Below are 18,971 nucleotides of genomic sequence, written 5' to 3'. Positions count from 1 at the left end.
TCATCTTCTGACAAATAGAATTTTGGCTTTTAGAGGGAGGTGAATAGATGGAATTACATAAAATAATAAAAAAACTTCAAGGGGTTATGGAGTTTGATTTTGATGAAAGAGCTATATTTTTTGAAAAGTACAGAAATATTATTAAATTAGAAATATGTGATAATCCATCAAATATTGAAGCATATTGCCTTATGGCTATGATAACTTGTGAGTTAAGAGAGGATATAGAAAAATCAATTAAAATATTAGAAGAATGCTATGATCAAAATCAATCAAAGTTTTCGGATACAGGTTTTGCTCTATGGGCTACTAATATGGCTTATTTTTTGATTGAGGAATGTGGTGGGAAGGATAGTGAAGAAAGGGCGGTTGAGTTGCTTTCTCAGGCTATTAGTAGAAATTCAAATTACCCGAGTACCTATTATGCTTATGGTAAACTTCATTTTTTAAAAAATGATTTTAGAAAGGCTTCAATACTATTTGGTAAAGCATTTGAACTCTACCCTAAAAAATCATATAAATATTGTGAGGCAATTAGTTTATTAGCATCTTCTAATAAAGAGGAAGGTATTTCCCAATTAAAATCACTATATTCATATCCCTTTAAAGATGAAGAAATTGATGTGAGAATTGCTTTAACGCTCGGTCGAGAATTAGCTTTAAGTGGGAGTGTATATGAGGCTAAGAAGATGGCTGAAATATTATTGAAAATGGAGTACAGGGAATTTGATATTGAAATTGATGAAATGGCTGATTTTATGTATATTTTAGGTGATTATAAGACTTGTGTTGAATTATATAATAAATATGAATTTTTAGAGGAGGCCAGTTGGCTTAATAAGTATTTTTATGCATTAAAACAATTAGGACAGATAAATATTGCTGAAAAAAGGTTGCAAGAAATTACAGAGAAAATAGAAAAGGGTATTCATGAAGAAGAATTGAATCCTACTGATTGGGAGAGTTATGAGGATTATAAAGATTATATTTCTTCTGAAACCAAACGATTAAAAGATATTAAAGAAGGTTATAACAAAATTTTTGTTCATTTTGTTGATATATTGCCAGATGCTTATTATGACATATTTTATGAGTGTTATTATATTAACTGTCCGAGACACTATTTGGAGTAAATAGAATGGTAATATGAGATGTGCAAATTCTTTATTTAGAGTACAGATGAGGAAGAAGTAGGGAAGATGAAATTAGTATGCTCAAAATATTAGGAAGTATAATGATACTACTGGGTGGAGTAGCCCTCGTTATTTTCAGCATTTATAATAATCATAAGGAAATAATGAAAATAGCTAATAAAGATAATAATAGATTAAAGAAATATTTCAAACACAAAAAATTATTAAATTTAATAGTGGGATTTTGTTTTGTTATATTAGGGATAGTTCCAATTTTAAATATATATAATGGCGATTTAATCGGAATTATAAGCTTAATTATCCTATTTTTTGATAAGATAATAGAATTCAGGATTGACAAAAAGCATAAGGAAACAAGTTAAATTGTATCTATTTTTCCTGTTGAAAAAACATTAAAAAGAATTTTGATGGAAATGGGAATAGAAGAAATTAAGTTAAAATAAAACAAATTAGTTTTATTGATTGACTATAAAAATAAGGGGAAGGCCATGAGATATATAAGAGATGAAGAATTTATAAGAGGAGATTGTCCAATGACAAAGGAGGACATAAGAATTTTATCCATAGCAAAAATGAATTTAGATGAAAATTCAAAGGTTTTAGATGTAGGCGCAGGTACAGGAAGTGTAAGTATACAAGCAGCTACAATATGTAAAAAAGGACGAGTTTTTGCAATAGAAAAAGATGAAGAAGCTTTAGACATTATAAAAAAAAATAAAGAAAAATTTAATTGTGAAAATCTAAAGATAATAAAGGGGGATGCCTTAAAAGTAGAAGAAAGTATAAAGGATAGTTTTAATAGTATATTCATAGGTGGTAGTGGTGGAAGTCTGGAAGAAATAATAAGTAGATATGGGAACAAACTTTTAGACCAGGGCACAATGGTTTTAAATTTTATAACCATAAACAATTTAAATAGGGCGTTAGAAATCCTAAAAAAATTAAATTATAAAACAGAATGTATTCAGGTTGCTATAAGTAAAGCTAAAGGAAAATCAAATATGCTTATAGCAAATAACCCTATATTTATAATAACAGCTACTAAAAATGGAGGGGGATATAATGAATAAGGGGAAAAAAGTTATACTTTTGGCTTTAGTTATATGTTTACTAGGTGGTATTGGAATATATAAATATCTAGATACAAATTATAAAAATGATTTTACAATAAGTGATGTTAAGTGGGATGGAGAAACAAGATGGTGGACGGAAAACTCTAGTGGTAATGAATATAATATTAAATTTAAGCACTTTAATGGCAAAGGTGTAAAGAAAATAACTTCTAAGAAATCTAGTTATGATATAAAAATTAATAGTAAAATTGAATCAGGAGATTTAAATATAAAGATATATGATAATAAGAGAACATTATTTAATAAAAATGGTACATTAGATGAAACTATAAGAATCCCTAATACTGATAATAAAGATGTGAAAATTGAAATTACAGGTAAAGAAGCTAAAGGCGGCTATTTTAAACTTAAAGTAATGTAGTTTTTAAAACTATTACAACTAAGGAGGATACCAATATGAATTTGGAAGAATTAAGACTAGACTGTTCAATTAAGCAGAAAAAGGGACTACATTTTATTTTAGCTTCTATTATAATTTGGTGTGCGGTATGGATAATTCACTTAACATCATTACCCATACTTACAAAAAATTTATTTACATTTTGTTGTACTGCACCGCTTATTCCATTAGCTTATATGATTTCAAAAGCTATTAAAGTTGATTTTACTAATAAAGAAAATCCTTTGACAAATTTAGGGGTACTTTTTTCTTTAAATCAAATGTTGTACTTACTTATTGCTATGTGGATTTATCAAGAGGTTCCAGAAAAAATGTTGATGGTTTTAGCAATGATTTTTGGTGCTCATCTAATGCCTTATGGATGGCTATATAAATCTAAAACTTATATAGGTATGTCTGTTTTTATTCCAATTGTTGTTTTGATAATTGGTTTAAATTTTAAACCACATATAATAGCAGTAATTATGATATTGTTCGAAATTGTATTTAGTTTATTATTAATGATTGAGATAAAAAAATTAACTAATATAATAAATCATACTGGTTAATTATTTAGTATTTAAAAGTTATAAAAATATAAGGTCGGTGTAATTGCATGAAAAATAAATCTTCGCTCAAAAATATTGGAAATATACTTGGAATTGTTTCCTTGAGTATAGCTCTAGTTATATTTTTTCTAATATTAAATCATTTTTTTAAAACAACATCATATCAAAGATTAGAATGGCTACCTTTGCTGATAATATTTTTTATAATTCCCATAGGGTTTAGTCTTGGTTTTTTATCAATAAAAATATACTTTAATAGATTCGCAAGATGGGGAGTTATTATTAATGGTATATTATTTTTAGTATTATATATATTTTTTTTGATCAAAATTTTTATATTATTGTTTCATGTCATAGTTTAATATATTAAACATATAAAATTTTTCTCATAAAAAAGGAAGTAAAAGAGAACGGTTCAATTATGAAACGAATTAAGTAACCACGTAGATAAGTTCACAGCATTCTTGTAATGTTCATTAACTTTGTTTGGAGGAGTAGTATGAAAAAATCTAAACTATTTAATTTTATACTTTGGATTATTGGATTTATCTTAGCTGAATTATGGAGACGCTTATTAAAGGATATCCATATTCATGAATTTTTTAAATGGTTTACTGGGATTGCAATAATAATTTTTATATTTTTTATTATTAATAAAATTACAAGTTTATTAAACAAGGAGAAAAATTGATTTTGAAGGAGTTGTTTAATATTAATATAAGTAAACTCAGTTCAATATTATATCTATTGTTTATATCAAATTAAGGGGAAATGTCTTATATGATGAATTGGATTTTGGTTGTTTTATTTGTGGGTATTATTTTTAAAGAATTTAAGATTGTAAATCAATTAGTAATAAAAACAGAGAAAAAACTTATTGAAACAATATTATTGATAATAGGTATAGTGGTTTTCTTTTACATTACTTATATATATGCAAAAAATCAGATGCATTATTTACTAGGAATATTGGGCACAATTTTGTATGTAGGTGTTTATTTGAAAAATGGTATAACTTCAAAGGGGGGTGTATCTTCTTATCGTTATCTACAATTTGTTCCCTGGGATAAGATAGAAAAAGTGCATATAAACAAAAGAAAAAGTATAAAGGTTTCCTACTCAGGAAATGGAGGCACTAATAGACTCTATTTTAAAAATAAAGATTACGACAAAATAATAGAATTGTTAAATGAAAAGTTAATTAACAATTTAATTACTATTGATCATGATTTCAGTAATTAATATCATTAGCATATATAATAAATTCGTATTAACTACTCAAATTTTAAGGAGGAATTAATGTTGAAATTAAAAGCGTGGACGTTATGGCTCATTGGTGCAATTTGTTTTATAGTTGCAGGAATAATGAAGATTACTAAAAAAGAATATTCAAATGGATTTATTTTTATAATTTTAGGAGTAGCATATGTTATTTTTAGTATAGTTAGTTATAAAGGTATTAATAAAATTAATGGGAATACATTATCTGATGAAGAATTAAAAAATATGGATAATGAATTAAGAGAACTAATTACATATGGAGAAAGGATTAAAGCAATTAAAAAATATAGAATGGTTACTGGTGCTGGATTAATTGAAGCCAAAGAATATGTTGATTCTTTAATAAAAGGAGAAACAAAATAGATGGATAAATATCCAAAATTAATTTATATAAAAAAGATAAATCACTGATATTAAGGAGTTAACGCATGAAAGATATACATAATAATATAGAATTTGAAAATAGGGATCCAGATAAAAAATACGGAACCTTATATGGAATTGGAGTAGGTCCAGGAAATGAAGAATTATTAACTATAAAAGCTGTAAAAATTTTAGAAAGCTGTGATGTAGTTATAGCCCCAACAGCAAGAGATCAAGGTGAAAGCATAGCTCTAAATACAGCTAAAAATTTTATAAACACTAAAGCAGAAATATATCTAAAATATTTTCCAATGAAAAAGGAAAAGGAAGCAGAGATATATGAAAACTATAGATTCATGGAAAAATTATTATCAGAAGGCAAAAATGTAGCATTTCTAACTATAGGAGATCCTTTTGTATATAGTACCTACATATATTTATTAGAATACATGAAAAATCATAATTTAAATATAGAAACAGTACCAGGCATAACTTCTTTTTGCGCAGCAGCAAGTTTATCAGAACAAACTTTAGTTATAGGAGATGAACCACTTTTAATATTGCCAGGGAATAGGTTAGATTCTATAAAAGATGAAAAATATTTAGTAATAATGAAATACTACAAAAATACAGAAGAAGTTTTGGATAAGCTAGAAGAAAAAGGCTTTAAATATGTATGTGTAAAAAGAGCTTATAGGGAAGGACAAGAAATATTAAGAACAAGAGAAGAAATTTTAAATTCTAAAGATTATATGTCAATTATAATAGCTAACAAGGAATAGAATATATTTATCAATCTTGTAAGAAAATTCATCTCATTTTGAAGAAGATGGGAGTATTAGAGCGGGTAGTCATCGTATAAATTTATTGAGAAAATAATAAAAAATTTAATGTGAATATTATAGAAGTTACTTTATTTTGAAGAAGATTGGAGATTTAAAATGGAAAGTAAGGTTTATTTTATAGGAGCAGGTCCTGGGGATCCAGATTTAATAACAGTAAAAGGAAGAGATATTTTAACTAAAGCAGATGTAGTTATATATGCAGGTTCTTTAGTAAGCAAAGAACATTTAGACTATTGCAAGGAAGGTGTAGAGGTTTATAATTCAGCTTCCATGACTTTAAAAGAAGTTATAAACGTTATACAAAAAGCCCATAATGAAAATAAATCTATAGTAAGACTTCATACGGGAGATCCATCTATATATGGAGCTATAAAGGAGCAAATGGATGAATTAGATAAGCTAAATATATGCTATGAGGTTGTACCAGGAGTAAGTTCTTTTTCAGCAGCTGCAGCATCCATTAAAAAAGAATTTACACTACCAGGAGTTAGTCAAACCCTAATACTTACAAGAGTAGAGGGAAGAACACCAGTGCCAGAAAAAGAAGATTTGGAAGTTTTAGCAAGTAGAGGAGCATCCATGGCATTATTTTTATCAGTAGGTATGATTGATAAAGTAGCTTTAAAATTAAAAAAAGGATATGGAAGAAATGTTCCAATAGCAGTAATTCAAAGAGCTACTTGGCAGGATGAAAAAGTAGTTATAGGAACTTTAGATGATATAGCTAAAAAGGTTAAAGATGCTAATATAACAAAAACAGCTCAAATATTAGTAGGGGATTTTATAGATTGTAAATATGATAAAAGCCTACTATATGATGAGAAATTTACCCATGAATTTAGAAAAGGAATCTAGGATAATGAAAATATCTATAATTAATGTAACCAAGATGGGTAATGATATAGCCTATAAAATTAAAGAACATATGGATGCAGATTTATATTCAAAATATGTTACAAAAGAGTTAATAGCGGAAACTAGCTTGAAATATAAACATCCACATTGTAAAGAGAGTAATTTAAATTTATTAAATGACAAGCATTATTTTAAAAAAGAAGATTTTAATTTTAAAAAAATAGTAAAAAAATCTTTTCAAGATTATGATGCCATAATATTTATAAGTTCTACGGGTATAGCAGTAAGGGCTATTGCACCATTTATACAAAGTAAGGATAAAGATCCAGCGGTTATTGTAATAGATAGCATAGGTAAGTATGCTATAAGCCTTTTAAGTGGACATCTAGGTGGGGCCAATGAATTAACAGAAAAAATAGCTAAAACTATAGAAGCAGAACCTATAATAACCACAGCCACGGATAATTTAAATATAAAAGCTCCAGACATTGTAGCTAAAGAAAATAATTTAGTAATAGAGGATCTGAAAAAGGCAAAGGAAATAGCTGCATTACTGGTAAATGGACAAAAAGTAGCCTTTATAGATGAAGATGGTTTAATAGATTTTCCCAAAGGTTATGTTCATAACATTGAAGACGCTGGAGGGATAGTCTTTGTAACAAACAAATTATATGTAGATAAAACTTTTTTTAATGAAAATGAGCAGTTTATTTCAGAAAATAAAAGTACATATAAAAAAGAAAATTTAAATAGCAAGGAAACAGTAATATCAAAATACGCAGAGGAAAATATAAACCCAATAAATAAATCTGTACAACTAACAATAAAACATGAAGATTTGGAAAAGCAAAGCTTAAATAATAAATGTATTTTAAAATTAATAAGAAAAAATATAGTTTTAGGTATAGGTTGTAGAAAAAATTATGACGATATAACTATGAAAGAAAATGTAATAAAGGTTTTAAAAGAAGAAAATATAGATTTAAAAAGCATAAATTCTATAGTTTCCGTGGAAATAAAAAAAGATGAGAATGCAATAAAGGAACTTTCAAAATTTTTAGGATGCCCCTTTATAACTTATAGCATAGAGGAAATAAAAAAAGTAGAACATAAATTTAAAGGTAGTGATTTTGTAAGAAAAACTATAGGAGTAGGGTCAGTGTGTGAGCCATCTATAGAATTAAAAGGCGGGAAAATAATTAAAGAAAAACAAAAACTAACTGGGATGACTTTGGCAATTGGAAAACTATAAGTTTAAAGGTCTTCCCATAAATAAAAATTTTTAAAACCTATAAAGGTTAAGTAACCTATAAAAATCAAATGGTGATTTAAAATTAATGAAGAGCGGAACATAGATAGAAATGTTATATTTTTAAATTGTGGAATTTTTAAAGTTATTCATATAATTAGAAATACATAAAAACTAAAAAGAAAAGAGGTGAAAATTTAGTGAGATTTGGTAATTATAAAGCATATTCTCATTAAAGATGATTAATGAAAGCTTAATATAAATCTTACTAAATACAAACATGGGAAAACTTTATGTAGTTGGTATAGGACCAGGAAGTTTAGAACATATAACAGTAAAAGCTAAAAAGGTATTAGAAGAAAGTGATATAATAGTAGGCTATTCAAAATACATAGATTATGTAAAACCTCTTATAGAAGGAAAAGAAGTACATACTACAGGAATGAAGAAAGAAGAAGAAAGATGCCAAAGGGCATTAGATTTAAGTAAGGATAAGGTTGTTTCAGTAATAAGTACAGGTGATGCTGGAATCTATGGTATGGCAGGGCTTATATTAGAAATGAACAAAGACAAGGATTTAGAAATTGAAATAATTCCAGGGGTAACAGCCTCAACCTCAGCAGCTTCTATAATAGGGGCACCCCTTATGCATGATAATTGTAACATAAGTTTAAGTGATTTAATGACACCTTATGAACTTATAAAAAAGAGAGTTAAATTAGCGGCAGAAGGAGATTTTGTTATATCCTTGTACAACCCTAAAAGTAAAGGAAGACCACATTATTTAAAAGAATGTATAGAGATAATAAAGGAATATAGAAGCAAGGATACTCCCGTTGCAGTGGTGAAAAATGCCCTAAGAGATGGGGAAGAAATACGTCTATATACTTTAGAAAATTTCACAGATGATTTTGCAGATATGCTATCCACAGTAATAATAGGAAATAGTAGTAGTTTTATAAAAGAGGGTAAGTTTATAACTAGAAGGGGTTATAAAGTATATAAAGATTAAAAAATATTATATATAAAATTTAGGAGATAAAAAATGATAGCTTTAATATTAGGTACTTCAGAGGGAAGAGAAATACTTTCTTTACTAAATAAGTTTACAGATAACATATTAATATCTACAGCTACAGCTTATGGTGGAGAAATTTTAAAAAACTATAAATACAAAAAATTAAATACAAAACCTTTAAATAAAGAAGAACTTTCAAATATGCTAAAGGAAAACCAGGTAAATATATTAATTGATGCCTCTCATCCTTATGCTTTAGAAGTAACTAAAAATGCTAGAGAAGTATCAAAAAATTTAAATATAGAATATCTAAGGTATGAAAGACCATCCTCAGCAGAGGAATTTAAGGGAAATAAAAAAGTAGTATTTCTAGAGGACTATAAAGATTTAAATGAGGCTTTAAAAAATATAAAGGGAAATATATTAAATACTTCTGGTAGTAGAAATATGAATAAAATTTTAGATTTAAAACTAGAAAATAGGATAATACATAGAGTGCTTCCATCTGTAAAAGTTTTAGAAGATTGCTTTAATTTAGGGGTAAAAGTAGAGGATCTTATGGCTATAAAGGGACCTATAAGTAAAGAATTAAATAAAGCCTTTATAAAGGATTATGATGCCAAGGCATTAATATTAAAAGATAGTGGACCTCAAGGTGGCACAAAGGAGAAAATATTAGCCTGTGTGGAATGTGATATATATGCTTTAGTAATAATGAGAAAAAAGATAAAGTATGAAAAAGAATTTGATAATATAGAAGATTTAGTTGAATACATAAGTTCAATGATCAATTAATAATGAATAAGTGTCAATAATTGATGGTCAATTTTCACGATAGGCAATTATCAATTGTTTATTTAGTGAGGACATGTATTAAATATTAAGTATATGGTTTAAGTGGTGATCAAAATTGATTATTTATATTGTTTAAGTTGAAAATAATTTAATAGATTAAAAACTTAATATTGGAGGAAGAAAACAATATGAAAACTAAAAGATTAGTTATTATAGGATTATTTATAGCTTTAAGTTTTGTAGGAGCAAATATAAAAATAATGGGAAGTATAGCCTTTGATTCTATGCCAGCATTTTTAGGAACATTAATATTAGGACCTATTGTGGGGGCTATTATAGGGGCAGTAGCTCACTTTTTAAGTGCTTTAACTAGTGGATTTCCATTAAGTTTACCAGTACATATGATAGTTATGGTAGATATGGCAGTGACTATGTTATTATTTGGAGTAGTTTATAATAAATTAAAAAATAAAAATAATATTTTAGCAGCAATAGTTGCAACAGTAGTGGCAGTCATTATAAATGGACCGGTATCTGTGTTTGCTATAATCCCTATAGCAGGAAAAGGAGTATTAGCTATATTACCAATACTTTCTTTAGCAGCTTTAGCAAATGTAATAATAGCTATTATAATATATAGATTTATACCTAAAAAATATTTTGAGAGAAATAAATAAAATATCATATATTTAAGTATTAAAAACTTTAATATTATAAAAAATATATAAGGTATATATTTAAAGTATGTTAAACAAAAAAATTATAAAGTTAAATTGATACATATATTTAATGAAGTATTTAAGAAATATATTAATTAAATAGTATTATTAGTATAGATCAGGAGGATAAATATGAATAAAAACAAAAGAGCTATATTAGTGGTGAGCTTTGGTACTAGTTATGAAGAATCATTAAAGGATTGTATAGAGAGCACAGAGAATTTTATAAAAGAAAGTTTTAAAAATTATGATATAAAAAGAGCTTTTACTTCTTATATGATAATAAATAAAATATTAAAAAGAGATAATATAAAAATAAATAATCCTATGGAAGCATTAGAAGAACTTAAACAGGAAGGCTATGAAGAAGTTATAGTTCAACCTCTACATATAATGTTTGGAGAAGAATATGAGAAAATAGAAAAAGCTGTTTTAGAATTTAAAGATGAATTTAAGACTTTAAAACTAGGAAAGCCTTTATTATTTAAAAATGAAGACTACAAAATAGCTACAGAAGCTTTAAAAACTCAACTTCCTAAATTAAATAAAGAAGAAGCTATAATACTTATGGGACATGGAACAGAGCATCCAGCAAATGCTGCTTATTTCCAATTTGATTATTATTTAAGAGAACACATAAATCCTAATATATATCTTTGTAGTGTAGAAAGTGATCCATCTATAGAATCAGTAATACCTAAATTAAAGAAATCTGGAGTGAAAAATGTTTTACTAATGCCTTTTATGTTAGTAGCAGGAGATCATGCCAACAATGATATGGCAGGAGAAGATGAGGAATCCTGGAAAAATGTTTTGGAAAAGGAAGGCTTTAAAGTTGATTTATATTTAAAGGGACTAGGGGCAAATATAGAATTTCAAAAAATATATAGAGATCATATAAAAGAAGAAATCTAAGGAGAGTATTTCATGGAAGTTACAGCCAAATATCCAGGAAGTTTTGGAGAAATACTTCAAGGAAATCTAGGGGAAAAGCCTGTGTTGGTTTCTTCCCCTATAAATTTATATACATACGTTAGACTATTTGAAAGTAAAAAAGAAAAAAATTTCTATAGAAATATTAAAGCAAATAAATTTATAAAAAATATAATTACAGATTGGAAATATGAGGATTACATAAATACTATTCATATAGAAATAAATAGTGGAATTCCAAGAGGAAAAGGTTTAGCCAGTAGTACAGCAGATCTATGCGCTACTTATAAATGTTTAACCAAATTATTTGAAAAAAATTATTCCATAGAAGAATTACAAAAACATTGCTTAGCAATAGAACCTACAGACAGCATAATATTTAATGAATTTACATTGTTTGATTATAAAAAGGGAAGCTTTAAAGAAAAGTTGGGTTCCTATATAAAATTTTATATATTAGTTTTAGAGGGAAGTAGAATCATAAATACCCTAGATTTTAATAATAAAAATCTAAAAAAGATGGGTTCAATAGAAGATTTAATACCAGATTTAAAAGAGAGTATAGAAAAAAGAAATATTAAAAATATATCACAAATCTCAGAGGAAAGTATAAAAAGAAATTTTAATAGATTAACCTATGATTATTTTAGTGTAGTAGAAGAATATAAAAATAGAACCAAAGGACTAGGCATAATAGGATGCCATAGTGGTGATGCTTTGGGAATAGTATATGACAATAAAGAAAACTTACTAAAAGCAGAAAAAAACATTACAGATACAGGTAATTTAAAAAAGTATACTTTAGAAACGCTTTTAAATGTTGAAGAGATATAGAAATATATTTATTTTAATACCACAAATATAAAAAATATACTCATAAGCTAATTCGGTTTGTTAAAAAATTTCAAATATCATTCCATTAAAAATTTTCTACCCAGTAGAGGCGTCATCTTTGGCTTCACCAATGGCTCCTCACGTCTTGTAAGGAATTAGATCAATTTTTAATTCGACCATATTAAGAACTATTAAAGCTTATTCATACGTCCATTACATGTACTTTTTATATTTGCTATATTAAAATTTAATCTATTTTGAGATGCTTTTATCAATATAGATTTTGCCATAATAAGAGAGATATATTTTATTTTAACTTATACAGTTTTTCACTGTATTATAAGGTATATACATTATACAGAACATATAATGAAAAAGGCAGGTGTAATTATGAAAGAAGAAAAAGGATACATACAAGTTTATACAGGAAATGGTAAAGGTAAAACTACAGCAGCTTTAGGAATTTCTTTAAGGGCAGTCTGTTCTGGAAAAAAAGTTTTTTTTGGACAATTTACAAAGGGGATGAAATATAGCGAATTAAAAGCTCCAACCATATTACCTAATTTCACTATGGAACAGTTTGGACGAGATAAATTTATATTCGGAAATCCGGAAGAAGAAGATATAAAATTAGCAAAAGAAGGACTAAAAAAGATGGAAGAAATATTAACTTCTGATGATTATGATTTAGTTGTTATGGATGAAGTTAATATAGCTTTATATTATGGATTATTTACAGTAGAAGAAGTAATAGATGTATTAGATAAAAGAAATCCAAAGGTAGAGGTTATATTAACAGGAAGATATGCCAAAGAGGAAATAATAGAAAGGGCAGATCTAGTAACAGAAATGAAAGAAATAAAGCATTACTACGGAAAAGGAGTACCTGCGAGAGTTGGAATAGAAAGCTAGAAAAGAAAAAACTTTATTTTTTCTTTATACTTACTTAAAGAAAAACCTCTTTTTAATGTTTAAAATTAAAGAGAGGGGGATGATAAAAATGATAGAAATAGAAAATGTATATAAATCATTTATTCAAGGAAATAATGAACAAAAAGTTTTAAAAAATATTAACTTAGAGGTGAATAAAAATGATTTTATAACTATTATGGGACCATCAGGTGGAGGAAAATCTACACTTTTATATACTTTAGCATTACTTTCAGAGCCTAATTCAGGTAATATTCTATTCAATAATAAAATTGTTAATTTTAAAAATGATAAAGAAATAGAAAAATTAAGACGAAAGAATATAGGCCTTATTTTTCAAAATCATAATTTAATAAGTTGTTTAACAGCATTAGAAAATATTATTATTGCAATTGATTCAAAGGAAACTTATAAAGAAAAAAAGAAAAAGGCTGAATATTTTTTAAGAAAAGTTGGCTTATATGAGAAAAGAAATGTTATATCAACAGCACTTTCAGGGGGAGAGGCGCAAAGAGTAGCAGTAGTAAGAGCTCTAATAAATAATCCTAAAATAATTTTTTGCGATGAACCTACAGGAGCTTTAGATTCAGCTAATGGAAAAAAAGTAATTTCTTTATTATTAAATTTAAGAGAAGAAATAGGAAGTGCTCTTGTAATTGTAACTCATGATGAAGAAATTGGAAGACTGGGTGAAAAGAGATTTTTGCTAAAGGATGGTGTAATTAATGAGGTGGTTTGATGTTTTTAAATTATATAATTTAAAGAAGCTAAAAAGTGAGAAAGTAGTTTTTACATTTACAGCTTTATCAATTTTTGTTACCACATTAATTTCGCTATTAGTGCCACAAATCACAAGGAATACTAAAGAGATTATGGACAATAGCATTAAACAACTAAATGGTGGAACACTTATGGTTCAAGTACAATATTCTTCTAAAAAATTTAATGATGAGATAAGTTCTTTAAAAAAAGAAGGATATAAAGTAAAAGTTCAGCAGCTAACGAATGGCTACTATAAAAATAATAATGGCAAAAAAACTATAGGGAAATTAATTTCAGGTGAATTTAATATTGGTAAAGATGAAATAATTTTATACAAATCAATAGCCAATAATATTAAAGCTAAAGTTGGAGATAAAATAGAAATAGAATATCCGGAAATAGGAACTAAAAGCTATGTAGTTAAGAAAATTGAAAATATGCCCTATGGAGTTGATAATGATTCAAAAATCTTAGGTTATGGAAAAATATTATCTGATAAAAATATGAAGATAAAAAATCAAGGACTAATGTTTATTAATAGTGGTAATGGTGATAATGGTGAGAAATTAAAAGAAAGATTAAAGAATATAGAAGATGGATATGTATATTCTTCTCTGGGAGATAAGCAGAAAGCTGTCCAAAATGATGTAGATAAGGAGATTATGTCTTATAGTGTAATAACTGAAATGGCTTATATGCTATCAATAATCACAATAATTACAACTACTATTATGATCTTATTAAGAAGAAAAAAGGATTTTACAATATTAAAAATGTTATCTATTGAGAGTAAAAGTTTAAAGAAAAGTATGTTACTAGAGGTATCATTGATAATAATTATTCCAGTAATATTAGCAGCTATATGTTCTTTAAAATTAAGTACAGTTATTTTAGCTTTTAACGGAACTAATGAGTTAATAAGCATAAATGAAAAGGCTGTAATTATATTTAAAGGTGTTGTTTTTAATTGTGTGTTATTCCTTTTATTTTTAAATATAGCACTTATGATGCTAAAGACTATAAAACCACTTTCTATTATGAGAGAAGATGAATTTGAGGTAAAAAAAGCAAGAAAAAAAATTTTTATTATTAGTGGAATATTAGTACCTATATTATTATTTGGTTATTCTTTATATGTCGGAAGATTATCAGCTTTTGCTGGTGGATGTTTAGTATTGCTGTTTATAGGAATATTTTTATTAATAACCTTATGTATACTAAAGTTTATAACTTTGATACCATTTAAAAATAATGTTTTTTTATATGGATTTAAAAGTATTCAAAAAAATTTTATGTCCTTTACTATGATACTTTTAAGTATAACAATGACTGTTGTATTTTTGCTTATAGGGTTTACTTTAGATAATACAATAAAATATAGCATGAATAAAACAATGAAAAATACTTTACCTTATGATCACATTTTAATTCAAAAGGCTGGTAGTGATTTAGAAAAAATTTTATCAAGTAATGCTTATATAGATAAGTATAGTAAATTTTATAATATAAATGGGAAAGCCACTAACAGCAACATTAAATTTAAAGCAATAACAATAGCTGAAGTTAAAAGACAAGATTATAAAGCCAAATATAAAATATTAGAAGGGGAAGATATTTTTCAAGGGAACAAAAATCAGGTTGTTATTTCTAATAAATACAAAAAAGCAAATAAGTTAGAGGTAGGAGATTTTATTAATATAGAAAGTTTAGCTGGAAATTTTCAGTATAGAATTAAAGGAATCTATGATGGTGGAGAGTTTAATTCTCAAACAATATTAAAAGAGTATAGTGGAATAGGAAAAGAAAATGTAAGTTATATAATAAAGAGTAATAGTGATAAATGGATGAATGATATAAAAGATTCTTATATTGTGTCAGTAGATTCTCTAAGTAATAGCATTTCTTCTATGCTTAAAAAATCATTAGATATATTTAAGTATCTTTGTTTTTTATGTATATTTTCTTCCTTATTATTTAATATGAATATGGTATATATGAATTATATAGGAAATAAAAAAGACGAGACTATAATAATTGCCTTAGGAATTGGAAAGGATTTCTGCATGAAATATGAACTATTAAAGTTAGCATTATTAGTATTAACAAGTACACTAATGGCATTTGGGATATATGCATTAGTGTTAAAGACAGCACTAAAATTATTTCTAGATTCAGACACTTATATATCTTTTTTATATTTATTTGCTTCTATGGGAATTTCTACAGTATTATCTATAATAACTTTTAATTTACCAATAAGGAATTTAAGGAAAAAAATATCTTTTCAGTTGTTAAGGGAATAGAGATTATTCCACTAAAGCTTATTAACAGAATTCTTAGGAGTTTTACTCCTTAGAAGTCGTTATCCTTTAGGGGAAATCGTTATCCAGGGACATAGCCGCTCTTTACTCCCACTTTGAAGAAGATGGGAGTATTAGAGCGGGTAGTCATCGGATAAAATATAGGGAGCGTAATGAGTATGGAGAAAATTTTAATTATTGATGATGATGGAGATATAAGAAATATGCTTAAGAATTATTTAGGTAAGGAAGGCTATAAAATTTATACTGCAAAAAACGGAGAAGAAGGTATTAAACTATTTAAAAGCTTTGAAATATCAATAGTTCTTATAGATATAATGATGCCAAAAATAAATGGTTATGATACCCTTTGTAAGCTAAGGGAAATTTCACAGGTGCCAGTAATAATGATAACGGCTAAAGGGCAGCAGTCTGATAAGGTGCTCGGTTTTATAAAGGGATGTGATGATTATTTGGTTAAGCCATTTGATTTAACAGAACTTTCTTTTAGAATAAGAGCAATACTAAGGAGAACTAATATTACTGACGAAGAAGATAATGATAAAATTTATATTAATGATTTAGAAATTATAGTTGATGAATTTACAGTATTGAAAAATGGACAAAGATTAAAATTAACAAAGAAGGAATTTGAAATATTAGTTTTATTAGCATCAAACAAAGGAAAAGTTTTTTCACCAAATGTAATTTATGAAACTGTATGGAATGATTCTTATATAGAAAATGATAATTCAGTTTTAACTCATATAAGAAATTTGAGAGAAAAAATAGGTGATAGGGCAAAGAATAGTAAATATATTAAGACCATATGGGGAGTAGGATACAGCATTGAAAAAGATACTTAAATTAAGGGGAGAAATAGTAAGTATTGCTATTATATCAGTGATTATAGCCTCTATAAGCGTAATATTAATAAATAATTTAACAAATATGTTTACTAAAGAACAGCAGCAAAATTATATTAATGAAAATAAAAATAATAAAATAAATCATATTATAGATGAGTATAAAAAAAGAAATATTGATGATTGTAAGTTAATAGATACTATAAACAAGTGGAATGAAAAATATTCTAATATATATTTAGTTGATTCTACTGGGAAGGTTATAGCTTCTAGAGAAAAGGGAATAAAAAATATAAATTTAGATGAAATTAAAGATAAATCAGTAAGAAAATTAGAGGGTAAGAATGTATTTGAAACTTGCAATATTATAAATGTAGATTATGAAAAGAAGATAGTTTATTATTCTATTTATTATGCAAATGATTCTCACAACGCAGTATATATATTAATACTAACCGTGATTCTATTTATTATACTTACTGCTGGAAGAATAAAATATATTGGAGAAATAAACAAAGGAATAACAGTTATAGCTAATGGAGATTTGAAAAAAAGAATTAATATAAAATATAAAAATGAACTAAGTGAATTAGCAAAGAGTATAAATATAATGACTACTAGGTTAGAGGAGGAAGAGCATAAAAAAAACGAGTTCATAACTAATATTTCTCATGATTTAAGAACACCTCTTACAACTATTCTTGGCTATACAAAGATGATAGAAGAATCAAAGTATGAAAGTGTAGAAGAACTAAATAGATATATAGATATGATAAATAAGAAAGGAATATATTTAAAATCACTATTGGATGATTTTTTTACTTATTCAAAACTAAATTCAAATGATATAAAAGTTAAATATTCAAATATAGATTGTAATTTATTTTTACAACAAATCATTGAAGAAGAAAAGATAAATTTTATGGAAAAAAATTTAAATTTAAAGCTATCAGGTATAGAAAATAAAGTTTATATTAATGCAGATGGAGAACTAATGGTAAGGGCTATTTATAATTTACTATCAAATGCATTAAAATATTCTAAAGAAAAAACTGAAGTTAAAGTTATTATGGATGAAGAAACTTATCATAAAAAATCATATGTAACTATTAGTGTAATAAATACTCCAAAAGAAAAGATAAGTAAAGAGGAAACGGATAAGCTTTTTGAACGGTTATATAAAAGGGAAAGCGGAAGAGGCAGTGAAGGTAATGGATTAGGATTAACTATTACCAAAGAAATAATGAATCTTAACCAAGGCTTTATAAAAGCGCAAGTTATAAATAATGATGTGAAATTTAAATTAGGATTCCCCAAAGATAAAAAGATAAGAATATAAATTAGAAATAATTAATAGCTTAAAAGCCGTCCATAATTTTGTGTAGATTTCTATAGAAATTTAAAAAGACTATTAATAATCCAGTGTAGATCACATAAAATTTTAAAATCAATATGTTTAAGAATAGCTAGGTAAAAGTAGTTTTATGCTAATACCTAGTTATTTTTTATATTCTAAACATTTTTCATCATATTCATTGGCCAAATAACCCCAAACTATAATTAAAATATCACCTGCAATCCCTATTATATAAAATATATGACTTAAAATCTATTATTTTGAAGTTAAACATAATGTAGGGTAATTATATGTTAAAATATACAACTTAGTAGTATAATATAAAAAAGACCTTTATAAAAATTTACAAAATATAGATTGATTTACATTATTCCAAAGTAATTCAATAAAATTTTTTATTTAATTTTATTAATTAAATAATTTGAATTTATATAATTTGTAAATTTTTAATATAAACAGAGTTCTTGGMTTCAGAGKGAGTTTTTACTCCCACTAAAGCTTATTAACAGAATTCTTAGGAGTTTTACTCCTTAGAAGTCGTTATCCTTTAGGGGAAATCGTTATCCAGGGACATAGCCGCTCTTTACTCCCACTTTGAAGAAGATGGGAGTATTAGAGCGGGTAGTCAT

Annotated in this window: 21 protein-coding genes; all 21 read left to right on the top strand. The window is 26.2% G+C overall.

The window, feature by feature from the left end; all coding sequences use genetic code 11:
* Positions 1–47: 47 nt before the first annotated feature.
* Positions 48–1,133, top strand: coding sequence for a tetratricopeptide repeat protein (locus ACYUEW_RS17385; protein WP_163200711.1), 1,086 nt, complete (start codon positions 48–50; stop codon positions 1,131–1,133).
* A 77-nt stretch (positions 1,134–1,210) separates the two neighbouring features.
* The gene (locus tag ACYUEW_RS17380) at positions 1,211–1,516 is read left to right on the top strand and encodes a hypothetical protein (protein WP_159034507.1); all 306 of its coding nucleotides are present in this window, start codon (positions 1,211–1,213) and stop codon (positions 1,514–1,516) included.
* 126 nt (positions 1,517–1,642) lie between these two features.
* A complete protein-coding gene (gene cbiT / locus ACYUEW_RS17375) occupies positions 1,643–2,224 on the top strand; it encodes a precorrin-6Y C5,15-methyltransferase (decarboxylating) subunit CbiT (RefSeq protein WP_460277513.1) in 582 nt (193 codons plus the stop codon).
* Positions 2,217–2,648: a hypothetical protein gene (locus tag ACYUEW_RS17370; RefSeq protein WP_003489212.1), complete on the top strand. Its 432-nt coding sequence runs from the start codon at positions 2,217–2,219 to the stop codon at positions 2,646–2,648. The genes cbiT and ACYUEW_RS17370 overlap by 8 nt, the downstream gene beginning before the upstream one ends.
* Positions 2,649–2,683: 35 nt before the next feature.
* Complete coding sequence (locus ACYUEW_RS17365) at positions 2,684–3,235, top strand: DUF7010 family protein (protein ID WP_003489215.1); 552 nt, start codon at positions 2,684–2,686, stop codon at positions 3,233–3,235.
* A 499-nt stretch (positions 3,236–3,734) separates the two neighbouring features.
* On the top strand, positions 3,735–3,926 hold the full coding sequence (locus ACYUEW_RS17360; RefSeq protein ID WP_003489219.1) for a hypothetical protein: 192 nt from the start codon (positions 3,735–3,737) through the stop codon (positions 3,924–3,926).
* A gap of 89 nt (positions 3,927–4,015) precedes the next feature.
* Entirely contained in the window at positions 4,016–4,477 is a 462-nt protein-coding gene (locus ACYUEW_RS17355; protein ID WP_460277510.1) for a DUF5673 domain-containing protein, read from the top strand.
* Positions 4,478–4,534: 57 nt separating this feature from the next.
* Positions 4,535–4,879 carry a DNA-binding protein gene (locus ACYUEW_RS17350; RefSeq protein WP_265202537.1) on the top strand — a complete coding sequence of 115 codons (345 nt, stop codon included), beginning with the start codon at positions 4,535–4,537 and terminating at the stop codon, positions 4,877–4,879.
* A gap of 65 nt (positions 4,880–4,944) precedes the next feature.
* Complete coding sequence (locus tag ACYUEW_RS17345) at positions 4,945–5,661, top strand: cobalt-factor II C(20)-methyltransferase (RefSeq protein ID WP_265202536.1); 717 nt, start codon at positions 4,945–4,947, stop codon at positions 5,659–5,661.
* 159 nt (positions 5,662–5,820) lie between these two features.
* Positions 5,821–6,579 carry a precorrin-4 C(11)-methyltransferase gene (gene cobM / locus ACYUEW_RS17340; RefSeq protein WP_003489227.1) on the top strand — a complete coding sequence of 253 codons (759 nt, stop codon included), beginning with the start codon at positions 5,821–5,823 and terminating at the stop codon, positions 6,577–6,579.
* A complete protein-coding gene (locus ACYUEW_RS17335) occupies positions 6,557–7,831 on the top strand; it encodes a cobalt-precorrin 5A hydrolase (RefSeq protein ID WP_460277508.1) in 1,275 nt (424 codons plus the stop codon). The genes cobM and ACYUEW_RS17335 overlap by 23 nt, the downstream gene beginning before the upstream one ends.
* Before the next feature lie 277 nt (positions 7,832–8,108).
* Complete coding sequence (cobJ, locus tag ACYUEW_RS17330; protein ID WP_024931378.1) at positions 8,109–8,840, top strand: precorrin-3B C(17)-methyltransferase; 732 nt, start codon at positions 8,109–8,111, stop codon at positions 8,838–8,840.
* Between the two features lie 33 nt (positions 8,841–8,873).
* Entirely contained in the window at positions 8,874–9,641 is a 768-nt protein-coding gene (locus ACYUEW_RS17325) for a cobalt-precorrin-6A reductase (protein WP_460277506.1), read from the top strand.
* A gap of 188 nt (positions 9,642–9,829) precedes the next feature.
* On the top strand, positions 9,830–10,318 hold the full coding sequence (locus tag ACYUEW_RS17320; RefSeq protein WP_460277504.1) for an ECF transporter S component: 489 nt from the start codon (positions 9,830–9,832) through the stop codon (positions 10,316–10,318).
* Between the two features lie 174 nt (positions 10,319–10,492).
* Positions 10,493–11,275 (top strand): sirohydrochlorin cobaltochelatase, encoded by a 783-nt coding sequence (locus ACYUEW_RS17315; protein ID WP_460277502.1) that lies wholly within the window; start codon positions 10,493–10,495, stop codon positions 11,273–11,275.
* A gap of 12 nt (positions 11,276–11,287) precedes the next feature.
* On the top strand, positions 11,288–12,127 hold the full coding sequence (locus tag ACYUEW_RS17310; protein WP_460277500.1) for a GHMP family kinase ATP-binding protein: 840 nt from the start codon (positions 11,288–11,290) through the stop codon (positions 12,125–12,127).
* 390 nt (positions 12,128–12,517) lie between these two features.
* Positions 12,518–13,039 (top strand): cob(I)yrinic acid a,c-diamide adenosyltransferase, encoded by a 522-nt coding sequence (gene cobO / locus ACYUEW_RS17305; RefSeq protein WP_460277498.1) that lies wholly within the window; start codon positions 12,518–12,520, stop codon positions 13,037–13,039.
* 88 nt (positions 13,040–13,127) lie between these two features.
* Complete coding sequence (locus ACYUEW_RS17300; RefSeq protein ID WP_460277496.1) at positions 13,128–13,796, top strand: ABC transporter ATP-binding protein; 669 nt, start codon at positions 13,128–13,130, stop codon at positions 13,794–13,796.
* Complete coding sequence (locus tag ACYUEW_RS17295; protein WP_460277494.1) at positions 13,783–16,122, top strand: ABC transporter permease; 2,340 nt, start codon at positions 13,783–13,785, stop codon at positions 16,120–16,122. The genes ACYUEW_RS17300 and ACYUEW_RS17295 overlap by 14 nt, the downstream gene beginning before the upstream one ends.
* 176 nt (positions 16,123–16,298) lie before the next feature.
* Positions 16,299–16,985 carry a response regulator transcription factor gene (locus ACYUEW_RS17290; RefSeq protein WP_460277492.1) on the top strand — a complete coding sequence of 229 codons (687 nt, stop codon included), beginning with the start codon at positions 16,299–16,301 and terminating at the stop codon, positions 16,983–16,985.
* Positions 16,969–18,324 carry a sensor histidine kinase gene (locus ACYUEW_RS17285; protein ID WP_460277490.1) on the top strand — a complete coding sequence of 452 codons (1,356 nt, stop codon included), beginning with the start codon at positions 16,969–16,971 and terminating at the stop codon, positions 18,322–18,324. The genes ACYUEW_RS17290 and ACYUEW_RS17285 overlap by 17 nt, the downstream gene beginning before the upstream one ends.
* Positions 18,325–18,971: the final 647 nt, after the last annotated feature.

Source organism: Clostridium sp. CTA-1 (assembly GCF_054768215.1).
Note: the sequence above shows the minus strand (reverse complement) of the source record. Positions and strands in the feature narration are given on the sequence as shown.